Here is a 22,886-nt window from a genome sequence, read left to right as displayed (position 1 = left end):
ATTAACGTATTTGTGTGGTTTTTTTATGGATCTGTTGCATCACTGTAAACATCTTCATTTTACAATGATGCAGAAGAAGGGCAGGTCGAATGAACCATTGTAACTTTAAGCCACAATGCTACTGCGACTTTTTTGCTGAATACGCTTGGCAAGGTTATAGCAATCTTGTACATGCGCTTCGGTGATTTTACGCATCATGAAATAGCCTAAACTGGCTGCAACAAGTTGCCCGCCTAAAGGAATAAATTTAGTCACTTGTTTGGTGGCGATTTTGGTGAAAAAACCATTAAATGATTTTTTCATGGCAGTACGTGCCACCACAAAACCTGAAAACTCAAAACCACGTTTACGTAATTCATCCCAGTGAACTTTTTTGGTTTCAGGATCATAAACACTGATATGTTCAGGAGCGAGACCAAAACGTGCATTAATATCTGGAATGATTTGTGTCAGCATGCCTAAATCGACAACAACATCAAAAAATGGAATCGGTACAATCGCTGCACCCGCTGACCAATAGGCACGCTTCTTGGCGAGCTCCAAACATTCATCACGAATCTGTTCCAAGTTCAAACTTGGGTCAATTGCATCAGGAATTTTTTCAATTTTCATAAAGTTATACCTAAAGTCTATCCCTTGATAGTACATTCAATCGTATTGAGTGGTGAAATTCAAAACAATTTTTTTATTGGATTGTGTGTTTAGCGTGACATAGTGATCTGAAGTTGTATAGTGATGATGATAGACATTTTGGTAGAGCAAAATGGTGATTTATTGATGGGGTTATATTAACGCATGGGTATTCATGTTATTCAAAGTCAACGCCTTGACGTGTTATTACAAGGTGTGATGGCATCAATCACTCAGCCGAGTAACTCACCCTTTCAGGTGTTTAAAACCCAGCATTTTATTGTCCCGAGCCCCGCACAAGAACAATGGCTGACGCAAAAAGTTGCCGAACAACAAGGCATGACCGCCAACTATCAATTTCACCAACGCATTCGTGGTTTTCAATGGTATGCCTACCAACAAGTTTTGGAAAATAAAGAGCAAGTGCGTAAAGCCAATATTCCACGTTTGATTTTAAAGTGGCGTATTCATCAAGCCTTACAGCCTTTTATTCAACCCGAACAGAATACTGTTGCGAATGAGCACCCTTTATATTCAATTGTGCAACGGATTTACGACAGCGCCGATCAACTGCAACAAGGCACTGAAAAACAACTTAAAAAACAGAGCATGTTGTATTGGGTGGCGGAGCAGGTTTCACAACTGTTTAACAACTACATGATTTATCGTGGTCATTGTCAACGCGGCTGCCAAAGCAATTGTACTTGTGCAGGGAATTGGTTAGCGACCTGGGGACAGAATAAAGCCTTAAATATCGAACAATTGATTGCGCATACGGATCAACCCACTTCAGCCTTTAGCTTGCAGCAAACTGAACAACTGGAAGCTTGGCAGCGTTGGTTGTGGCAAAACTACTTTCATGATGATTTTGTTGAAATACAAAGCATTGATGCTGATTTCTGGCAGCTTCTAGACAATGAGCAGACACGATCACGAGCTTTGGCACAATTGCCGAGTCAGGTGGTTGTATTTACGATTTTAGATTTACCACCGAGCCAACTGCAATTTTTACGTCGTTTGGGACAGTATCTGGATGTGGTGATTCTGCACTATAACCCATCGCAGGAATATTGGGCCGACAGTGTCGATCCACTCTGGAAAAAGCGTTATGACCTCGGCGTGAAAGAGCGCTATATCGCCAAACATCCCCATGCCAGTGATGCAGACATTACCGCATTCTTCGACAGTTTTAGTCTGGGGTTTAATGCCTTAAATCGAGAGTCTCGGCATCCCTTACTGACACGGTTAGGTAAGCAAGCGCGTGATCATTTTTCCCTGTTATCACAACTGGCAACAGGAGAGGAGGGAAAGTGGGTCGATGCCTTTGTAGAGCAGTTTCCTGAAACACTACTAGGTAAGATTCAGTCTGATATTTTCTATTTAGCTGAACCTCAGCCTCAGCAATATGAACTTGCGCCTGAGGACGAGTCAATTCAGATTCATGTTTGCCACTCAAGTGTGCGACAGTTGGAAGTCTTAAAAGAACAGTTGCTGTATTGGTTATCTCAAGCAGATACGACACCGCGTCGCCCAAGTGATGTGCTGGTTTTGACCCCGAATCTAGCCGAGCTTGAGCCTTTAATTCGCAGTGTCTTTCCTGCGGTTGCAAATGAACATGAAGTCTTTTTACCCGTTAAAATTGCAGGGGTGGCGCAGTTAGATGCGTTAAATGCATGGCGTGCTGTACTTGGACGCTTGCAATTGACACAGGGTCGTTTTACGCAGGATGACTTTGCTGATTGGCTCAATCTTTCCGCGACGCAACAACGTTATGGCTTGGATTATACACAGGTACAACGGATTCTGAGTTTACTCGATGATGCTGGCTTTAAGCGTGGTTTGGATGCTGAACATTTAAAACAAATGCTCAGTGATGACGATCAAGACTACCGTTATAGTTTTAAATTTGCCCTCGATCGTTTGGCGCTTGGGATTGCCGTGCCAGCCCATGTGATGGTGCAAGACATCTTAAGTTATGCGCTGGTGCAACCAAGCGATTTTGAACTGATTGGGATTTTGATTCAGATTTATCACGAGCTATCGGCACGGCGAGACTGGTTGGTGGCGCATGAGCAAGGACAGCGGTTGCCTGTTGAAGTCTGGTTACAACGGATCAAACAGGATGTGCAAGAGTTTGAACAAGCCGATGTGGTTGCTTTAAAAGCAATCCGTGAAATTATTCAGAAGCAAGAACGTATGCTGACTTTGGCCAGCTATTATGAAGATACCGAAACCCAGTTACGTCAAATTTCCTTGCCTTTGCCTTATATTGTTGAGGAAATTCAACGCACTTTAGAAAGCCAGTCTGCGCAAGTTGAACCGACAGGACAAATCACCTTTAGTCAGATTGGACAGATTCGTCCGATTCCTTATCGGCTGATTGTACTGTTGAATTTGGATACAGGTAAATTTCCAAATCGAGACAGTCATATTCCGTTTGATTTGATGGATGCACTGCGTCAGCAATTGGGTGATCGTTCTCGTTTGGAGGATGATCAGGGGGCATTTTTGGATGCCATCTTATTGGCACAAGAACAGGTTTGGCTGTTTTATAATGGCTTTGATCTCAATGATGGCGAAGTCAGAGAGCCATCCAGTGTGTTGCAGGGTTTCCGCGAGCATTTGGCTTTGATTGTAAAACCGACGAGCCGTGAAGATGGTCCTCCTTTATCCGAAGCGGATTTAGCCGGATTGAATGCTTTGCAAGTCCCTGCACAGCTTTATCCGTTGTATCATTTACATCGTCTACAACCGTTCGATCCACTCGGCTTTGTTTCGGATCGTCCTGTGCGCTTTCAAGACCAATGGTTTAAGGTCGCTTCACAGATTCAGCAGGTGAAGGGTGAGCGACAGGCGTGGGCCAATACCGTCTATCCCGTTGAACAAAATGAAATGATCATTTTGGAGAGTCAGCAATGGATTCAAGATATCAGTTTCCCTGCGCGGCTGTATTTAAAGACCTTAGGTGTGGAAAATTTAACCGCACAAGCATCGCTTGATCAAGCAGAACCATTATTACTCGATGGTCTCGGTAAATATGCCATTCGACATTTTTTACAGCAGCAGGATGACCAGCTCTCTCCAAGTCTTTTGCAAGATCAGTTGCCCGTTGGCAAAGTTCAGCACAGTGCTTGGCAGCAAAGTCGCTTAGAGCAGCAACGCTTGTTGGAGCGCTTGCAGCAATATGCCCCAGCACCGACTGAAACCACGCAACGGGTTTGGCGGGTCTCGAAACAATTACAAATCGCCTGTGTGACCCCGAAACAACTAACCCAAGATTGGGTCAGTTTGGAGGCGTCAAGTGCACGTGCCAAGCGCTTTGCCAAAGTCTGGCTGGAATATCTGCTTTGGTTGGCGCTAATCAATAGTGACGCTGCTACAGAGAAGCGTCGAATTGTCGTGTTTAGCGATCAGACCGTGATTTGTGAAGGCTTAAGTTCACAACAGGCACAGCATTATTTAAAGGCATGGTTACAGCTTTGGCACGATGCACAGCAGCAGCCTGTGGTCTTGCCTGCTGCCTTAGTGTTAAAGCCTTTAGAAAAGGGCAAGCAATATGTGTGGATTGAGCTGGATTCAACTCAGGTGTTAACTGAAGAGAGTCAAAAGCAAGTATTGAAAGACTGGAATGATACGGGTGATTTCTCGGGTTTTGATATGACCCAGAATGAAGCTTGTAAATTGCACCGTGATTGGCAATTCATTTTGCAGGAACAAGATGCAACCGCTTTATTGCAGTATGCCTGTGATCATTATTCCTATGCGTTGTATCAACCGATTTTTGAATTTTTACGGGTGGAGTAAGAGATGAACTCGAAGTATCCCGTATCTTATCGGCCGATTGGTGATATTCAATTTGAAGGGCTGCATTTAATCGAAGCCTCAGCAGGGACAGGGAAAACCTATACGCTATCCAGTTTGATGGTGCGGATTTTCTTAGAGAAATATTTGCCCAATCAGGTGATTGCCACCACCTTTACCCGTGCTGCAGCCGCAGAACTCAAAACACGTATCCGTTTGCGTCTGGTCGAAATCCTTGAATTTTTAGAGCCTTTCCGTGATGTATTGGAACAAGATATTCAGGCCAAGGCATTACAAGAGTCTGATCCATTAAAACAACAGGTCTTACAAAACTTTGCGCCGCGGATTGCCTATGCCTGTGAACGGCTAAAATTGGTGATTGATCAGTTAGATGAATTGTTCGTCGGAACCTTGGATAGCTTTAGCCAAAAGCTATTGCGTGAGTTTGCCTTTGAAAGTGGTAAAATCGAACGCGCTGAAATCACAGAGGATGCCAAAAGCTATACCCGTCAATTAATTCATGATGTGTTGCGGGAATGGATTCAGACCCAACCACAGCAAGTAATCAATGCCTTGTATAGTGTGGGGGGGCTGAAAAGTGTCGATCATTTTGTCGGGATGGTGGAAAGCTCGCTGAATTTTAGTTCGGCACAATTTAAACTGCCTGCCATGCCTGAAATTGAGTTGGCTCAGTTGCAGCAGTGGCAACAGCAAGCACAGCAGATTGACCTGAGCAGCTTGGCTGAATACTTTCAGTTAGAGGGCGCCTATTATGCACATATCAATGGCGCTTCTTTCCGTAACAATGCCTTTCATAAACTATTTACAGAATCCTTGCCGCCCTTATTAACTGCACTCAACAGTTCTGAGAATATACAGATCTTTGATGCCTATTTTGCCAATGCACGTGATGCGGTATTTAAGTTTTTAGACAAACTCGAAGCACAAAAAATTTTTAAGAAATGTCCTGCGGAAATTGCCGAGGGCTTCTATCAACATCCATGCGTGTTGCAACTGCAAAAGCTGTTTCAAGCTGTACAGCAGACTCAGCAGGAATTTGAGCAGTTACAGGTCTATTTAAAAGCCTATTTATGTGTTGAAGTCAAAAAGCGTTTGCCTCAAGTGTTGCAGCAAAAAGGGGAGACCACCTTTGCTCAGCAAATCAAGACTTTGTCTGAAGCTTTAAAAGGCGAGCAAGGACAACGTTTCGCGGTATTTGTACAGTCACGCTATCCATTGATTTTGGTGGATGAGTTTCAGGATACCAACCAAGATCAAGATGATATGTTGGCCAGTATCTGGCGCCATCCGCAACGTTATCAAAAAGGTTGCATGATTATGGTGGGTGACCGTAAGCAGGCGATTTATGGTTTCCGTGGTGGCGATATGCTGACCTTCCTGAATGCTTATCAGGATATTATGGCCAAACAGGGGCGTGAGTATAAGTTGGTGCATAACCACCGTTCGGTGAAAGAACTAGTGGAAGTGGTGGATGTGCTGTTTCAGCGCCAGATCGATTTTGGTGAGCAGGTCAGCTATGACCCGATTCAAGCGGGTTCACGTCCACATCCCGCCTTGATTGAAAATGCCCAACCCAATCCAATGCCTTTACGCTGGTTGCATTTGCAAGAGGGCAATGAGCAGGCCACACAGGTGGCGTGGCAGATTCAGCACTTACTCAACCAAGCCTATTTAAAGCAATTGTACTTAGAGGGTGATATCCCGACTGCGATTGATGAAGATGATATTGCCATTCTTTCGCGTAGCCATCGCCAACTGGATGAAGTGCAATATGTATTGGAACGTATGGGGATTCGGGTCAATCGACCATCGAAACGCAGTGTGTTTGATTCCAGCATTGCACAGGATGTGGGGGCCCTACTCACGGCGTTGCTTCATCCTTATGATGAGGCCAAGCTCAAACGGGCTTTGCTCAGCCGTTTATTTGGCTTTGATCTGGCTCGACTATTGGCATTAGAACAAAGTGCAGAAGGCTTGAGTGATTATATTCAGCAGTTTGATGACATACGTGAAATGTGGCTGAATCAGGGCTTTTTATCGGCATGGCAGCGTTGCCTAAATCAGTTTGGTCTTTGGCAACAACTGGTGGCCACACAAAGTAAAGACAATGAACGTGCCGTGGTGAATCTACGCCATCTCACTGATCTGTTGAGTCAGCACAGTGAACATGTACAAGGGATGCAAAACCTGTATCACTGGTATTTAAAACAATTAAATTCGCCAAGTGATCGAGATTGGGAGCTTGAACACAAGCTGTCGAGTGAAGCGGGTGTGCAACTGATGACTATTCACCAGTCCAAAGGCTTGGAGTTTAAAATCGTCTTTTTACTGGGGGCGAATAAGGCTTTTGCTGAAGTACAGAAAACACTGAATTTTTCTACCACTGAAATCCAGTTGCCTGAGACGGGTCAAATACGGACGCAACGGGTGGTAGCCGTGGCGGATAAAAATTTTTTACAGCAAACTGAGCTGGATCAACATCAGCAACGCGCTTTAGCGGAACAAAACCGGTTGTGGTATGTGGCACTGACGCGTGCCAGTCACCGTGTTTACGCCGTGTTTGAACCGGAAAAAGGCGATAAAAATAAGTTTTCAGGTTTGGCTTTTTGGAAGAATCAGGGTGACAACTTTCAACATCCCTATAGTGCCGATGCTGCGCTGATCTTAGCGCGACCACAAGCCTTACAGATGCAACAAACTCAACAACAGCGCGTACTGTTGGCCCAAACACTGCCGACACAACGTTTTTATGCACGCGGAAAAACCAGTTTTAGCTATCTGGCACAACATTTAAAGCATAAAGCGACTCGGGCTGATCGCTTGGCCAATATCGATACTGATTTTGAGCAAGCTGAAGATGAGTTGAATCTTGCTGAATTGGAAAATAAAACCACGGCTCAGCCGATTGCCTGGATTAAACAGTATTTCCCGAAAGGGACTTTGGCTGGCAATTTCTTGCATGAGATTTTTGAGCAGATTGATTTTCAGCAACCCCACATGTGGGTAGAAGAAATTCGCCGTCGTTTTAAAAATACCTATCAAAGTTTATGGTCAGAATTGTTGCAGCAATATCAGCTGCATTTTCCTGAACAAGAAAATAGCGAGCAGCAACTGTATCAATGGATTGCTGATTGGCTTGGTGAGGTATTACACACGCCACTCAATCAGGGTTTTCAGTTAAAGCAATTAGCTGCAGGACAATACTTGTCTGAATGTCCTTTCTATCTGGCTTTATCGGATCGAGTGCTGGCGATGCAGCGTGTACAGCAGCTGTTTGAGGAATATGGCATCGAAATGCCAGAGTTACTTGAGGCTAAATCTGCCCGTTACTTGAATGGCTCTATTGACTTGGTTTACTTCGATGGTCAGCGTTACCATATTGCCGATTATAAGAGTAATTATCTGGGAGCGGAGCAACTGGATTATCAGCAGCCTCAGATTGCAGAAAGTATGTCGCTGTCGAGTTATTGGTTACAAGCAGCGTTATATCTTGTGGCACTACATCGTTATCTGTCGGTGAAATTGCAGGATTATGATATGCAGCAGCATTTAGGCGGCGCATCTTATCTGTATTTGCGCGGCATGAATGGGCAGGCGCAGCAAGGTTGTTACTATTGGAAGCCTGAGGATGAGTTTATCTTGCGTTTGGATGCAATACTTGGATATTTTTCTGAGGATAAAGCTGGAAAAATGGTGTAGATAAAGTGCGTGATTTTATATTAAACAAAAGCTTAGCTTGTGAATAACTCTGTTTATAACCTTGTGGACAAGCGTGTGGGTAAGTTTGAGGATAACTCTGTGGACAAACAAGTTGATGATCAGTCAGCACAAATGACATGGTTAAATATGTGGAGTAACTACCTCTCACAAGCACCATTTTCTCAATCTACTCAAACCGTTAACGCTGCACAGGTACTACAACAACTGGTTGAAGCCAGCTTACAAGGAGACAGTTGTATTGAGGCTGATGCGGCACAGATTGAAGCACTGGCCGATTTGGCCATTTCGAGTGAAAATGCAATCACTCAAGTTGCCCCATGTGTCTATGATCAGCAGGGCTTGGCATTATACCGATATTGGCATCTAGAGCAACGCCTCGCACAGCAGATTTGTCGATTAAAGCGACAAACAATTCAGGTGGTTGATGCTGAACATTATCAAGACTTATTGAGTGACGTGCACCAGCAGGCTGCACTGAAAATGGTGCTGCAACAAGGTCTGAGCATTATTACCGGCGGTCCAGGGACAGGTAAAACCTATACCTTGGCACGTATTATTGCAGCCCTCAACCAGACTATTCCCGATATTCGTATTGCCATGGCTGCACCGACAGGTAAAGCCGCGCAACGTATGCAGGAAGCATTACAGAACTCATTGAATGATCCAAAATTATTGGAATCAGGTTTAATTACAGATGAGTTGCGTAATCAAACCACGCAGACCTTGCACCGTTTACTGGGCATGGGCAATCGACAAATACCGAGGTTTAATCAAAAACAGCTTTTGCCTTATGACGTGATTGTGGTTGATGAAGCCTCAATGCTGGATTTGAATTTGGCAACTCTATTATTCGAGGCAGTCCCAGATCAATGCCGAATTATTTTGCTTGGTGATGCCAATCAGTTGGCTTCGGTTGATGTCGGCTCGGTTTTGGCTGATTTACAGCAAGTACAGGCATTGGCTGAAAACCGAGTCCAGCTACAGACCAGCCGTCGTTTCTCTGGTGAAGCCAAGATTGGGCAATTCGCTCGATTTATTCAGGCGCAACAAGATCTAAGCGACCCCGATTTAGTCTTATCAAAACTAGAGACGGAAATTGTTCAGGCTGCACCTTTGCAAGCCATTTCCTTGAATAAAGATATGCCTGACCTGATCCAGTTGGAATATCTACCCGAGCAGCAGGATGTGGATATTGAATCTTATCAACATCAGTTAATGGCTGGATTTCAGGGCTATGTGGATGCTTTGAACGCTTATATCAATGCGGATGAGCCTGCCGAGTATCTTCAGCAGGTGATACAGGCTTTTGATGATTATCGGATCTTGACTGCAGTTCGACATGGGCCATTGGGGATTGAACAACTGAATCGTTATGCCGGACATTGGCTCAATCAGCAACTCAAACAAATCGCTGTTGGAGACTGGTATATCGGGCGTCCTGTAATGATGACCTATAATGACTATCAGCTTGGAATTTCCAATGGTGATATCGGAATCTGTTTTAAACATCGCACCCAGTCACAGCAATTTGAAGTCTTTTTCCCGAGCTTAAATAAGTGGATTGCAGCACATCGACTGCCACGCAGTATGCAAACCGCCTTTGCTTTAACTATTCATAAATCACAAGGCTCGGAATTTACCCATACCGCGATTGTTTTAGATGCGCATGCCGAGAAGCTGTTGAGTCAGGAATTGATCTATACCGCAGTCACCCGTGCTAAAAAAGTGGTGAGTATTTTGGCTGATTCAAAGGCTTTGCAGCAGGCATTGACGATACGGACTGTTCGGCGTAGCGGTTTAGTGCAAAAGATCAATTTGAACAGATTGTGAACTTATTCTTTAGAATTCACTATTTTGTAAGTAAAAGCTTACAAGGATTCGAGATATTGTCGCTAGAGCAAGCGCAAGGTTTTTGAGATTATGTACACACAAAGAGCCTAGCATGGAAAGCTAGGTAAATCGCAAAAATATAATAATAACGTCGTATGACAGCGAACTTACAGTGAAGTAAGTGATAAAAGAGGAAACTTACAGCCGCTAAGCCTTGTAGTTTTGGGAGAGACTACAGGGCTTTTTTATTTTCATGTCAAAATTCACTATAAAATCAACATAATCCATATCGCTCATAAAGTATTCTGAGAATATGTGAAAATTCATGTTTTTCAGCATATGAGTCTATTTCGCTTCAATTAAATGATCAAATAAAAGGAAGAAATATAAAACTTATTGTCTGACAATTTTTTGTTATTATTAAGTTAAATGTTATACAGACTTGTACGTTTTTTCTTACACAGAGATAAGAAAAATGCTATTTTTCTTCACAATTGAATCTGACAGAATAGTCGGTATAGAGAAAGCCAATATGTGTAAAAAATAATAAAGAAAAGGATGTGTAATGAGCATTCAGAGGGTCTGAATGGTATAGGAAAAAGAATAAAAAACAACAAAAAAGAATAATGATAAATCTAAGCGCAAAAGCCCAAGTTTAACTTGGGCTTTTTTGTGCGTGTGATTTGGATGAATAGCTCTTAGACCAAATCTGCTTCGGTACGGTCAGTTGCAAACAATGAGCGACGTTGATTTTTTGGAATCTTTGGACAGTTGGTTGAGATTTGATAAAGTGTTTTTGCCAAGGCAGGTAAGTGGGTACCGACCACAGATTTGCCTGTGGTTAAGAGCGATACACTGATATCCCGTTCAGGATCAGCCCAACATAGAATATTGGAAAAGCCAATATGTCCAAAAGCTTGTCCTGTCATTGGGCCAAACAAGCCGACAGGATTACTGCCGAGCATTGGACCCAGCGCATAGCGCATTGGAGCTAATAAGGTACGATCTAAGCTAACACCAGAGGTTGGCAGGGTGGAGCGGAATACAGTTTGAGCACTCATAATTTGTTTGCCCTGATATTCTCCGCCACTTAATAGCATTTCAAAAAAACGTCCTGCTTGTTCAGCACTGGTATAGATGTTCCCCGCAGGGCAAATGGTGTCCATGAAACGGGTATCATTGGTGACATCGACTGCAAGCTGTAGACCGCCACCGAGTACATGATTGAGATAATGATCTGTACCTAAACTTGGATGGATACCTGTAGCATAGTTCAAGGCAACATCAGCGCGATATTCAGGTTTTAAACCATAATTGAAATAATCCAAGCCCATTGGTTTTTCAATATTTTCAGCCAAAAACTCTCGAACGCTTTGACCTGTTACACGTTGAACGATTTCACCCAGAATATAACCTGCGGTAACAGCATGGTAGGCAAGATGAGTCCCTGAAGGAGAAACGGGTTTGGCGGCACAGAGCAGTTTTAAAATATCATCTTGGTTAAACAGAAGTTCTGGTGTGACTTCAGTGTCGATACGTGGAATACCACCACGATGGGAGAGTAGATGGAAAATCGTGGCACGACGTTTACCATTCACGCCATATTCCGGAATGTAATAACTAATCGGATCAAGTAAATTTAGCTCACCACGTTCATCCAACATATGAATCAACATCGCCGTGACCATTTTGGATGCAGAGAACAGGCAGACTGGTGTATCTGGGCTGCCGATTTTGGCATTGGTTGCTAAGCCATCTGGGGAGTTGCCTTGCGCATAGCCGATGCTACGATTTAAAAGAATTTTCCCCTGACGACGTAAACATAAAGTAATGAGTGGATAATTGCCTGTTTTATATAGACCTTTAACACTGTTCCATATCTTTTGAATCTGTCTCTCAGTCATACCACCCGATTCGGCTGAGACTTCATCTTTACTGCGAATCACTTGATTTAAGTCATGTGGTACATAACAGGTATTGGTTGATAAAATTTTCACGATTCCCTCGCAATATTTTCGTTTTCTTTCTTCTCTGTCATAAATTGAAAACAGAACAAGGGTAGTGTGCCTATTTTGTTCAATGCTGTCAGCTGCCGAATTGCCGGCAGATATAAAACAATTTTGCAATATAGCGATAGATCACTTAAAATGGGCGCCTTGCTGTAGTGATGCACGGCAGTCGGTTGGTTTCAACTGATCATTATCATTTTATTTTTGTAAGCATCTCGGAGAAATCGAATGGCTTTAACTAACACTGATCGCGCAGAGATCATCGCTAAATTTGCTCGTGCTGAAAACGACACTGGTTCACCTGAAGTACAAGTTGCTTTATTGACTGCTCAAATCAATGATTTGCAAGGTCACTTTAAAGAACACAAACACGACCATCATAGCCGTCGTGGTTTGATCCGTATGGTTAACCAACGTCGTAAATTACTTGACTACTTAAACGGTAAAGATCACGGTCGTTATGTTGCTTTGATCGGCGCATTAGGTTTACGTCGTTAATTCGATTTTACTTTGTTTTCGCTATTTCGCATGTTGCAATGCTTTATCGTTGAAAAGAGAGTTTCATCTAATTTACCTTAGATGATTTTTAGAAGGGGCGCTTGTTCGCTCCTTCTTTGTGTTTAAATTTATTTAAAATTTTGATCTAGTGCGATGGCTTCTAAGCTTTGTCATTTATCTACACAGCAGTTGTAGTCTGAATGCCAAACCTTAGGGGTCTCACTAGAATAAAACTAGGAAAATATAATACATGTCAATGTTTAATATCGTTCGTAAAGAATTCCAATTTGGTCAACACCAAGTTGTTTTAGAAACGGGTCGTGTTGCACGTCAAGCAAATACAGTTTTAGTTACCATGGGTGGCGTGACTGTGCTCGTTGCGGTTGTGGCTCAGCCTAAAGCAAAAGCGGGTCAAGACTTTTTCCCGTTAACTGTTAACTATCAAGAAAAACAATATGCTGCTGGTCGTATCCCAGGTGGTTATGGCAAGCGTGAAGGTCGTGCTTCTGAAGCTGAAACTTTAATTTCACGTCTGATTGACCGTCCGATTCGTCCGTTGTTCCCAGAAGGTTATTTCAACGAAATCCAAGTGACAGCAACAGTTGTTTCTTCTGATAAGACGATGGATGCCGATATTGCTGCAATGTTAGGTACTTCAGCTGCATTATCGATTGCAGGTACACCATTCCGTGGTCCGATTGGTGGTGCGCGTGTTGGTTTAATCAATGGCGAATACGTACTTAACCCGAACTTTGAACAACTTGCACAATCTGATCTTGACCTTGTGGTTGCGGGTACAGAATCTGCTGTGCTTATGGTTGAATCTGAAGCGAAAGAACTTTCAGAAGATCAAATGTTGGGTGCAGTTCTTTTCGGTCATGACGAAATGCAAATTGCGATTCAAGCAATTAAAGAGTTTGCAGCAGCAGCTGGTGCAGTTGAATCAACTTGGGTTGCGCCAAGCAAAAACGAAGCACTTCTTGAGCAATTAAAAACTGCTTTTGAAGCGAAAATTTCTGAAGCATATACGATTGCAGTAAAGCAAGATCGTTATGCAGCACTTGATGCACTTTATGCAGAAGCCGTTGCTCAGTTCGTTCCTGAAAATGACGAAACTGGTATTGCTGATGAAGTAAACGAATTATTTGAAGATCTTAAATACCGTACTGTACGTGACAACATCTTGTCTGGTAAGCCGCGTATCGATGGTCGTGATACCAAGACTGTTCGTGGTATTGACGTTCAGGTTGGTGTATTAGGTCGTGCGCACGGTTCTGCATTATTCACACGCGGTGAAACTCAAGCGTTAGTTACAACGACTTTGGGTAATACACGTGATGCGTTGATGGTTGATACGCTTTCTGGTACCAAAACTGACAACTTTATGTTGCACTACAACTTCCCTGCATATTCTGTAGGTGAAACGGGTCGTGAATCAGGTCCTAAGCGTCGTGAAATCGGTCATGGTCGTTTGGCTCGTCGTGGTGTTCAAGCCGTTCTTCCTGCGGCTGATCGTTTCCCGTATGTGATCCGTATCGTATCTGATATTACTGAATCTAATGGTTCATCTTCTATGGCTTCTGTATGTGGTGCTTCATTGTCACTTATGGATGCTGGTGTGCCATTGAAAGCACCAGTTGCGGGTATCGCAATGGGCTTGGTTAAAGAAGGTGAGCGTTTTGCCGTTCTTTCTGACATCTTAGGTGATGAAGATCACTTAGGTGATATGGACTTTAAAGTCGCAGGTTCTGCCAACGGTATTACCGCACTTCAAATGGACATCAAGATCGAAGGGATCACTGAAGAGATTATGGAAGTTGCATTAAACCAAGCATTTGCTGGTCGTATGCACATCCTGAATGAAATGAACAAAGTCATTTCACGTGCACGTTCAGAAATCAATGCACATGCGCCAACGTTTGAAGTGATCAACATCAACCCTGACAAGATCCGTGACGTGATTGGTAAAGGTGGTGCAACCATCCGTGCGATTACGGAAGAGACTAAAGCAGCGATTGATATCGAAGATAACGGTACTGTACGCGTGTTTGGTGAAACTAAAGCGGCTGCGAAAGCTGCGATTGCGAAAATCCAAGCGCTTACTGCAGAAGTTGAACCAGGTACAATCTATGCGGGTAAAGTTATTCGTATCGTTGAATTTGGTGCATTCGTCAATATCATGCCAGGTACTGACGGTTTGCTTCACATTTCACAAATCTCAAATGAGCGTATTGCGAATGTGACTGACGTATTAAAAGAAGGTCAGGACGTTAAAGTACAAGTTGCTGATGTCGACAACCGTGGTCGTATCAAGTTGACAATGAAAGACATTGAACAAGCTTAATGCTAGCAGGCATTTTGCTTAAAAAAAGCGCATTGTTTTAACAATGCGCTTTTTTATTAAGTGAATGATTGTTAAGAACATAAAAAACTGAAACTATAAACATAAAATTTCTTGATATTAGACATTAGTCTAATGCTTTAATTGTGTGCCTCACAATTAACGTAGAATTCCCCAAATTTCCGTGCCTGCCTGCGTTTATGTGGTTTTAGATAGACAGTCGGAAGTCTATTTGTTCATCTCAATATGAAGGAATATCGCACATGCTTGTCGATCATGTCGCCACAGGTCAAGATGACCAACAGCCTCCCAAGAAACCAAAGTTTTATCAGATTCTCTATGTGCAAGTGATCTTCGCGATTGTCGCGGGGATATTGTTAGGTCATTTCTTCCCAGAATTAGGTGAAAGCTTGAAGCCACTCGGCGAAGCCTTCATTAAATTAGTTAAAATGATTATTGCTCCTGTAATTTTCCTGACCGTTGTGACAGGGATTGCAGGCATGAAAAACCTCGGCAGTGTAGGTCGGGTGACCGCGAAGGCCATGATCTACTTCCTGACGTTTTCAACCTTGGCCTTGATCGTAGGATTGATTGTCGGGAATGTGATTGAGCCAGGTCACGGTTTGAATATTGATCCAAGTAGCTTGCACAGTACCAAAGTTGATGAATATGCTGCCAAAGCACATGAGTCGACGATTACGGGCTTCTTGATGAATATTATTCCAGATACATTGGTCAGTCCATTTGTATCAGGTCAAATTCTTCAAGTCCTGTTTGTCGCGGTATTGTTTGGTTTGGCTTTGGCAAAATCAGGTGATTTAGGTCGTCCAGTCACAGATTTTCTACAGCAGCTCACTACGCCAGTATTTACCTTAGTCGGTATGTTGATGAAGTTTGCGCCGATTGGTGCATTCGGTGCCATGGCCTTTACCATTGGTGCTTATGGGATCAGTTCAATCGGTAATTTGATGTTATTGATTGCGACCTTCTACATTACCGCTTTGCTGTTCGTGATTATTATTTTGGGCGCAGTGGCTCGCTATAATGGTTTCTCGATTATTGATCTGATTCGTTATATTAAAGACGAACTTTGGTTGGTACTCGGAACAAGCTCATCAGAAGCAGCATTACCGTCCTTGATGGCAAAAATGGAAAAAGCAGGCTGTGAAAAGTCGGTGGTTGGTCTGGTGATTCCAACGGGTTATTCATTTAACCTTGATGGTACCAATATCTACATGACATTGGCGGCATTGTTCATCGCCCAAGCCTGTAATATTGAATTAACCCTCACGCAACAAATCACCATTCTATTGGTCGCGATGCTGAGTTCTAAAGGTGCAGCAGGCATCACAGGTGCGGGCTTTATTACTCTGGCTGCAACCCTGTCAGTTGTTCCTGCAATTCCAGTCGCAGGTATGGCATTGATTCTGGGTATCGACCGTTTCATGTCAGAATGCCGTGCATTAACCAACTTGGTGGGTAATGCTTGTGCGACAATCGTGGTGGCAAAATGGGATAATGCCTTGGACAAAGAGCAACTTGACCAAGCCCTTAAATATGGTGTGGTTGAGAAGAAAGAAGTGTAATCTTCCTATGATTAGGAAAAGCCTCCATGCTGTGCATGTGAGGCTTTTTTATTGGATGTCGTTTCAGTCCTGTAATAGCCGTAGCTTTTTATCTGGCTTCGTGGCAGCATTTCTATCGCCATTCTAATTTCTATTGTCCTATGCAACTTTATTATTTTTATCGTCATAACAGTGAAAATACGATTTTTATCAGTGCGGAACAACAAACAGAACATACGCTTGAATTTTTATGGGTGGATAGTCTTAGGCAGGATCTGGTGAATCATACAGAGGCTTGGCAGAAGAATATTTATGAGCATACAGGATTGGTACTGAATGAATTCCATTTGCGGGATTTACTCAATATCGAACACCCTTGCGCATTTGATACGGTGGAGGAATATGACCTGTTGGTGTTTCGCAAACTGATTAGCCCAGATGACCAGATTTTGGCAAATGAGAGTGCTTCAGAATCGCATGAAAGTGTTTTTGGTTTGGCGACCACACCCATGAGTTTTATCTTAACCCCCACGGTTTTGGTGAGTGTGAGAGAGCAGGGCAATCAGGCGGTAGAGAGCTATATTCAGCGTATTCAGACCATTATGGGACGACCGAGTACCGAGCAGAATAAACCACGTAAGTTAGCCAGCACTCCCGCAGATTTATGCCTACGCTTATTGAATAGCATGATTGATGGTTATCTGAATTTACGCACGCCGTTAACGCGTCGGGTTGAATATTGGCAACAACAACTTTTACAGGGCAATCGTCGTTTTAAGCAATGGCATCAATTGTTCCATGAAGATATGGCCTTTCAGCAAATCGAAAATCTCTGCGAGGAGCAGATCGAAACCCTGCAGGAATTTAGAGATGAACTGGTCGATAATTATCATCATGTGGTCGGTGAGCATAAGCATAAAGCACAAGACATTTTATTGGTACGTCTAAACGATCTGATGAGTCATGTGGAACGAGTGCAAAAGCATACCTTGCGCTTAAGAAATGCCATTCAATCGGCTATCGATTTACACTTTTCTGCAATTGCCAATCAAACCAATGAAAACATGCGCATCTTGGCCATTATTACCGCCATCTTTGCACCACTGACTTTATTGACTGGGGTCTATGGTATGAACTTTGAGTTTATCCCTGGGCTGAAGTCACCTGTTGGCTTCTGGATCATGCTGGGTGTGATGCTGATGAGCACAGTATTTTTACTGTATTATTTTTATCGGCAGCATTTGGTTGGGCGCGGTGAGCGCAGTGTGATTGATTTACTGGCACAGCAGCATCGGCAGCGTAATTTTAATCTGTTGTGGTTTTTGGATTATGAACCGATTAAGCAAACGCTGAAAGAAGTGGAGAAAATGACCAAGCTGAAATAGGGATGGGCTTGGTCATTTACAGGATGGCTTAATGAAAATGCTTGAGCTGTTTACGCAGCTGTTGCACTTCATCGATTAAATCCAGCATCACCGCTACGGCTGATAAGCTTGCATCGAAGTCACGTTGTAAACGGTAAGCACGTCTAGCCCGACTGACATCTTCACCAATAAACTGATAGCTTTGCGGTTCCACAGAAATCTGCAAAATATCGTAATCAATCAGTTTTAACACCCAGTCGGTACTTTGACCGCATGCCTCAGCGAAGTGCTCAAGATCAAGTGCCAATTGTTCATCAATGATTTCAACTTGGCTATGACCGTCATATTGAATTTCTTTGTATTGAATGGTTGTCATGATCTTACTCCTTATGAGGCGCGAGGTCGGAATGAAGCAAAGGCATCGGCAAATTGTTGGTAGGCCTGTTGCTCTTGCTCATTGTGCACTGGTGGTAAAACAATATTAATAATCAGGTATAAATGTCCCGCAGTTTTGTTTGGAATGCCTTTGTCTTTTAAACGCAGTTGTTGCCCATTCTTGGCATTTTTTGGTAAGTTAACTTTGAGCTGCCCAGCAGGGGTACTAAGCTCGATGCTTTGCCCTATACCAGCTTCCCAAGGACTGACATCAATGGTTTGATACACATCGGCACCTTCGACACGAATTCTATCTGTGTCTTTGTATTGGATCTCAATGTATAGGTCACCATTTTCGCCGCTATTAATACCACTCTGACCTTGACCATTTAAGCGAATTTGTTGACCTTCCTTCATGCCTTTTGGAATTTTAACCTCTAAGGTTTTACGTTGTACCTCAGGTTCACCATAAACGTTATAAGTCGGAATCTGTAGGGTAATTTGTTGGGTTGAACCGTGATAGGCAATATCTAAATCAACTTGAATGCTGGCATGTTGATCTTCACCACGATAGCTACGTTGTTGACGCTGAGAGCGTTGCTGTCCTCCACCAAAGCCAGAACCAAAACGGCCAAATAAGTCCTCAAATCCACTAAAGTCAGCACCATCGCCTGAACTTTGGCGATAGAATTGTGAACCGTCAAAACCACTTTGATTGCCTTGTCCAAAATTAGAGAAACCTTGTGGATGATCCAGCATCTGGTCATATTCAGCTTTTTTGGTACTGTCACTCAACGTGTCATAGGCGACATTAATCGCCTGCATTTTGGCTTCAGCATCGGCTTCTTTGCTAATGTCAGGATGATATTTACGTGCCAATTTTCGATAGGCTTTTTTGATTTCATCTGCTGAGGCGTCTCTTGAAACACCCAGCTCTTCATAATAATTTTTTGCCATGATCTATAATAAATATAATGATGTGTTTGTTTTATTATGAAACGAATCCAAGAGATTTCAATGGATTCGATTGTATAAGACTTGTTCTGTTTGGCTAAAAATGTACATCGTTAAGGTTTTTAATGTGGACTTGATGTCGATTTTATATAAAGGTATCGACCAGTCCATAAACGGCAATCAAGATCAGTAGAACACCACATAATCCCAGAATCTTCGGATAGATGCTGCTTTGAGATAGGCTACGAAAGAACAGATACACCAAAGACAGGGTTAGGAAATCCAAGACAATCCACGTCACAGTCAGTAGGCTTAAACTGAAATTGATATTCGATGAGATGTTAATAAACTGCGGGAAAAAAGCCGAAAAGAAAATAATATCTTTCGGATTGGAAATTCCCACGAGAAAGCCTTTTTTAAAGCCGCCACTTTGTGCTGACACAGTTTGGATGGCAGTTGGATGTGGTGCCTGAAGCACTTCTTTAATAATGCTATAACCCAGATAGGCAATATAAAGGCAACCTAATATGCGAATGGCTTTTAGGTAGTTTTCATCAATGGTGAGAAAACCCTTGAGAATGAGTACGGAAATAAAAATCAGGATTAAAGAGGCGAGGTTGGTTCCAAAAATTGTCTCTAGTGCTTTTTTATAGCCACCCTTAAGGCCAGCACTGGCGACCAAAATCATCACAGGACCAGGCGTAGCAATCAGTACAACCACACTGATGATAAACAGCAAGTATTCGAAGTAATTCATAAGTCAAATTTTAGGTCTATGTTATTGGGAGATTTGAAAATTGTTTTAGCGCATAGACCTTAATACAAAATAAAAAAAGACGGAAGTCCGTCTTTTTTATTTTTTAACATTTAGTCAATTAACTTAAATGTTCACCGAACAAACCTAAAGCTTCTTCTGCTGTAAATTCATAACGTGTATTACAGAACTGACAATCCATTTGGATTGGGTTTTGCGCTTCCAGTGTTTCATGGACTGCAGTAACACCAATTTGGATCAAGGCATTGGCACAACGTTCTTTGGAACAAGTACAACCAAATTTTAACTGTTCGACCTCAGGCAAACGCACTTCCTCTTCGTTATACAAGCGATAGAGAATTTCATTTGCTGATAGATCAGTCAGCTCTTCCGGCTTAAGGGTTTCAGTGAGCATGGTCAAACGTGGCCATAGATCTTCATCAACCAACTTTTGCTCTTCTTCATCATTACGAGGAAGTAATTGAATCAATAGACCACCCGAACGTTGGTTATTGGTTGCCAATACAATGTGGGTTGGGATCTGCGCAGACAAATCGTAATACTGTGTCAAACAACCTGCCAAGGTCGGTTGATCAAGTGGAACGATCCCTTGATAGCGTTCGCCGTGTTCAGGTTCAATGTTGATGAACAGCACTGGGTTGGTTAAAGCCGCAAGCACAGTACGACTGTCGCTACCTTCAACGAAACGAGGATCTTCTTCGTAATCCGCCAATGCGCGAACTTCACCTAAATGGTTGCACTCAGCCATGGCCCATTTAAATGTTCCATTTGCTTGGATCTGTAAGCTAATACGACCACGAATCTTGAGTGTACTGGCAAGTAAGGCTGTTGCACTGAGCATTTCACCTAACAGGCTTTGTACCGCAGGCATATATTCACGTTGCGCCAAAATCGTTTGAAGCGCTTCTTCTAAATGCACTACTTCACCGCGAACAGGGCAGTCTTCGATAAAAAAGCGTTGGCGTAAATCAGACATATTTTTCTCCAGTACCCCCTAAGGGGAAAACAAAGCAACGCTTTGCCTTGTAAAGCACTTCAGGCTTTATAAAAAGGTGCATGGTTATGCAGTCAATAATGGTGTCAGTTTGCCAAAACTCAAGATGTTTCATTGAGTGAATTTGCATCACTTTGTGTGTTTTGATCATTGATCAAGCGATCTAATCTTAAAGTTTTTGTGTTTTCAAACAAATACTCAAGCTCTGCAATCGCACTAGGATAGTTTTCAAGGATATCTTGTTGATCATGGGACCAATGTTGCTGCATGAGCAGCTTTTCATCTTCCTGTTTAAAACGCTCAATTTGAATATGTGCATCTTCAACGGAGAGACCCGTTTCAATCAATGCCTGTTGTGCCATATTTAACGATGAAGCATAGGTTTCACGCCAAATATGTTGTATGCCTAAATCATTGAGTAAATGCGCATGATGGCGGTCACGTGCTCGTACAAACAGGGTTAAATCTGGATAGTTCAAACGTAGATGCCGCGCCAGATTCATACTGTCTTCAACATCATCAATTGCAATAATCAATAATTTACAATATTCAATGCCTGCAGCACGTAAGTTCTCGACTTGGGTGACATCGGCATCAAAGAAACGGTGCCCATATTGTTCGATAAAATCAGCGTCGGGTTGATTGCTATCAATGACACTGAATTGTTTGCTTTGAGCGTGTAAGGCCCGTGCGATGACTTGTCCAAAACGGCCAAAGCCCAAAATAAGAATCGGGTGTTGAGGGACATCGTCAATCTGTACTGACACCCTCTTCTGCAATTTTGGTAAAACTTTTGAATCAAATAACCAATACAGCAGTGGGGTCAATAGCATTGAACCAAATACAATGAGTAAGGTCGGTTGCAGAAGATCTTTGGTCAGCAAGTTCTCGCTTTCTGCCAGTTTGAGTAAAATAAAACTGAGTTCACCACTTTGAGCCAAGATGATTGCAAACAGGGTACTGAGCTTGGCATGACGTTGTTGGTAATAGCTGATTGCTGTAACAACAGCAGCCTTGATCACAACTAAACCAAAGATTGATGCGATGATCAATAATGGTGTTTGGATAAGGGGTTGCAGTGAAAGCCCCAAGCCGATGGCCAGAAAAAATAGACCTGTTGCAGCATCTTTAAAGGGTTCAAGAATGCGTTCAACTTCACTTTTAAATTCTGTCTCTGCGAGTAATAAGCCTCCCAGAAATGCACCAATTAGAATATGGATATTTAAAATATCCATGATGAGGATGACAGAAAGAAAGACCAGTAAACTGAGGACAGGAATCAAATGAATACTGTGTTTACGGGCTAAAAAACGGAATGCCGGACGAACTAAATAGCGGCTGGCTAAGAATAATCCTGAAAATGTCGCGATGATTGCTGCAAAATAGGCAATGCCATGCCGTGTAGAAGCAGTGTCTTCAAGTAATGGAAATAACACAATCAAGATGACGGCAACAAAGGCTTGAAATTGCAAGGTTGCTAAAGTCGCTTGTCCTAATTTGTTATTGAGTTGCTGTTTTTTTTCTAGGAGTTGTAATGGTAAAGCGACTGCGGATAGCGCTAAAGCACATCCGAGAATCAGACTGGTTAGCACATCATTAAACAGTAAAAAACATGCGCCAATCACAACAAGAGTAATGATTAGGAGTTGTAATCCGCTGTTTTTTAGAATGCCTCTACGCTCGAGCCAAAGTTGTTGTGGTCGAAAAGCAAAACCGACAAATAACATGATTGCAATCATACCAAAATGTAGCAATTGCTCGATGAACTGAGGATTTTCAATCAGACCCGAAACACTGGAGCCAAGTAACAGTCCTGCAATCAGATAACCCAGAACAGTATTGGCGGCATAGCGTTTTGCTAATGGAACAAAAATTAAAGCCGCAGCCAGTAAAAAAATAATCGGTAGCAGTAAAGACATTGAATGCCTCAAATTTTTCTATTTTGTCTAGACTAACTCAAATGAGTCGTCTGTAAAAATATGATCTAAAAAGATGATATTGGAAAACGT

Annotated in this window: 14 protein-coding genes; 7 read left to right on the top strand and 7 right to left on the bottom strand. The window is 42.7% G+C overall.

The window, feature by feature from the left end; genetic code table 11:
- Positions 1-105: 105 nt before the first annotated feature.
- On the bottom strand, positions 106-612 hold the full coding sequence (locus F902_RS01270) for a hypothetical protein (RefSeq protein WP_005200454.1): 507 nt from the start codon (positions 610-612) through the stop codon (positions 106-108).
- A 183-nt stretch (positions 613-795) separates the two neighbouring features.
- On the opposite strand from F902_RS01270, the gene F902_RS01265 reads away from it, so the two are divergent.
- From F902_RS01265 to recD, 3 genes are all read left to right on the top strand, one after another.
- Positions 796-4,434 (top strand): exodeoxyribonuclease V subunit gamma, encoded by a 3,639-nt coding sequence (locus tag F902_RS01265; RefSeq protein ID WP_005200452.1) that lies wholly within the window; start codon positions 796-798, stop codon positions 4,432-4,434.
- Between the two features lie 3 nt (positions 4,435-4,437).
- Entirely contained in the window at positions 4,438-8,151 is a 3,714-nt protein-coding gene (locus F902_RS01260) for a UvrD-helicase domain-containing protein (protein WP_005200450.1), read from the top strand.
- A gap of 99 nt (positions 8,152-8,250) precedes the next feature.
- Positions 8,251-10,002, top strand: a complete 1,752-nt coding sequence (recD, locus tag F902_RS01255; protein ID WP_017402453.1) for an exodeoxyribonuclease V subunit alpha — start codon at positions 8,251-8,253, stop codon at positions 10,000-10,002.
- Between the two features lie 698 nt (positions 10,003-10,700).
- Here recD and F902_RS01250 read toward each other — a convergent pair.
- Complete coding sequence (locus tag F902_RS01250; protein ID WP_005200446.1) at positions 10,701-11,999, bottom strand: serine hydrolase domain-containing protein; 1,299 nt, start codon at positions 11,997-11,999, stop codon at positions 10,701-10,703.
- 240 nt (positions 12,000-12,239) lie between these two features.
- Here F902_RS01250 and rpsO point away from each other — a divergent pair, with 240 nt between their 5' ends.
- The 4 genes from rpsO to F902_RS01230 all read left to right on the top strand — a co-directional run bounded on the left by rpsO (position 12,240) and on the right by F902_RS01230 (position 17,800).
- Entirely contained in the window at positions 12,240-12,509 is a 270-nt protein-coding gene (rpsO, locus tag F902_RS01245) for a 30S ribosomal protein S15 (RefSeq protein ID WP_004656162.1), read from the top strand.
- Between the two features lie 256 nt (positions 12,510-12,765).
- A complete protein-coding gene (gene pnp, locus F902_RS01240) occupies positions 12,766-14,853 on the top strand; it encodes a polyribonucleotide nucleotidyltransferase (RefSeq protein ID WP_171061149.1) in 2,088 nt (695 codons plus the stop codon).
- Between the two features lie 260 nt (positions 14,854-15,113).
- Positions 15,114-16,436, top strand: a complete 1,323-nt coding sequence (locus tag F902_RS01235) for a dicarboxylate/amino acid:cation symporter (RefSeq protein ID WP_004802372.1) — start codon at positions 15,114-15,116, stop codon at positions 16,434-16,436.
- A 140-nt stretch (positions 16,437-16,576) separates the two neighbouring features.
- On the top strand, positions 16,577-17,800 hold the full coding sequence (locus F902_RS01230; protein ID WP_005200442.1) for a magnesium transporter CorA family protein: 1,224 nt from the start codon (positions 16,577-16,579) through the stop codon (positions 17,798-17,800).
- Between the two features lie 28 nt (positions 17,801-17,828).
- Here F902_RS01230 and F902_RS01225 read toward each other — a convergent pair whose 3' ends face one another.
- From F902_RS01225 to F902_RS01205, 5 genes are all read right to left on the bottom strand, one after another.
- Complete coding sequence (locus F902_RS01225) at positions 17,829-18,155, bottom strand: chaperone modulator CbpM (protein WP_004802375.1); 327 nt, start codon at positions 18,153-18,155, stop codon at positions 17,829-17,831.
- Between the two features lie 11 nt (positions 18,156-18,166).
- Complete coding sequence (locus F902_RS01220; protein WP_005200440.1) at positions 18,167-19,111, bottom strand: DnaJ C-terminal domain-containing protein; 945 nt, start codon at positions 19,109-19,111, stop codon at positions 18,167-18,169.
- A 142-nt stretch (positions 19,112-19,253) separates the two neighbouring features.
- Positions 19,254-19,865 carry a LysE family translocator gene (locus tag F902_RS01215; protein WP_005200439.1) on the bottom strand — a complete coding sequence of 204 codons (612 nt, stop codon included), beginning with the start codon at positions 19,863-19,865 and terminating at the stop codon, positions 19,254-19,256.
- Between the two features lie 118 nt (positions 19,866-19,983).
- Positions 19,984-20,859 carry an Hsp33 family molecular chaperone HslO gene (hslO, locus tag F902_RS01210; protein ID WP_005200437.1) on the bottom strand — a complete coding sequence of 292 codons (876 nt, stop codon included), beginning with the start codon at positions 20,857-20,859 and terminating at the stop codon, positions 19,984-19,986.
- A 119-nt stretch (positions 20,860-20,978) separates the two neighbouring features.
- Complete coding sequence (locus tag F902_RS01205; RefSeq protein ID WP_005200435.1) at positions 20,979-22,796, bottom strand: cation:proton antiporter domain-containing protein; 1,818 nt, start codon at positions 22,794-22,796, stop codon at positions 20,979-20,981.
- Positions 22,797-22,886: the final 90 nt, after the last annotated feature.

It is taken from the genome of Acinetobacter higginsii (assembly GCF_000369525.1).
GTDB lineage: Bacteria > Pseudomonadota > Gammaproteobacteria > Pseudomonadales > Moraxellaceae > Acinetobacter > Acinetobacter higginsii.
This window is presented reverse-complemented; position numbering and strand designations above follow the sequence as displayed.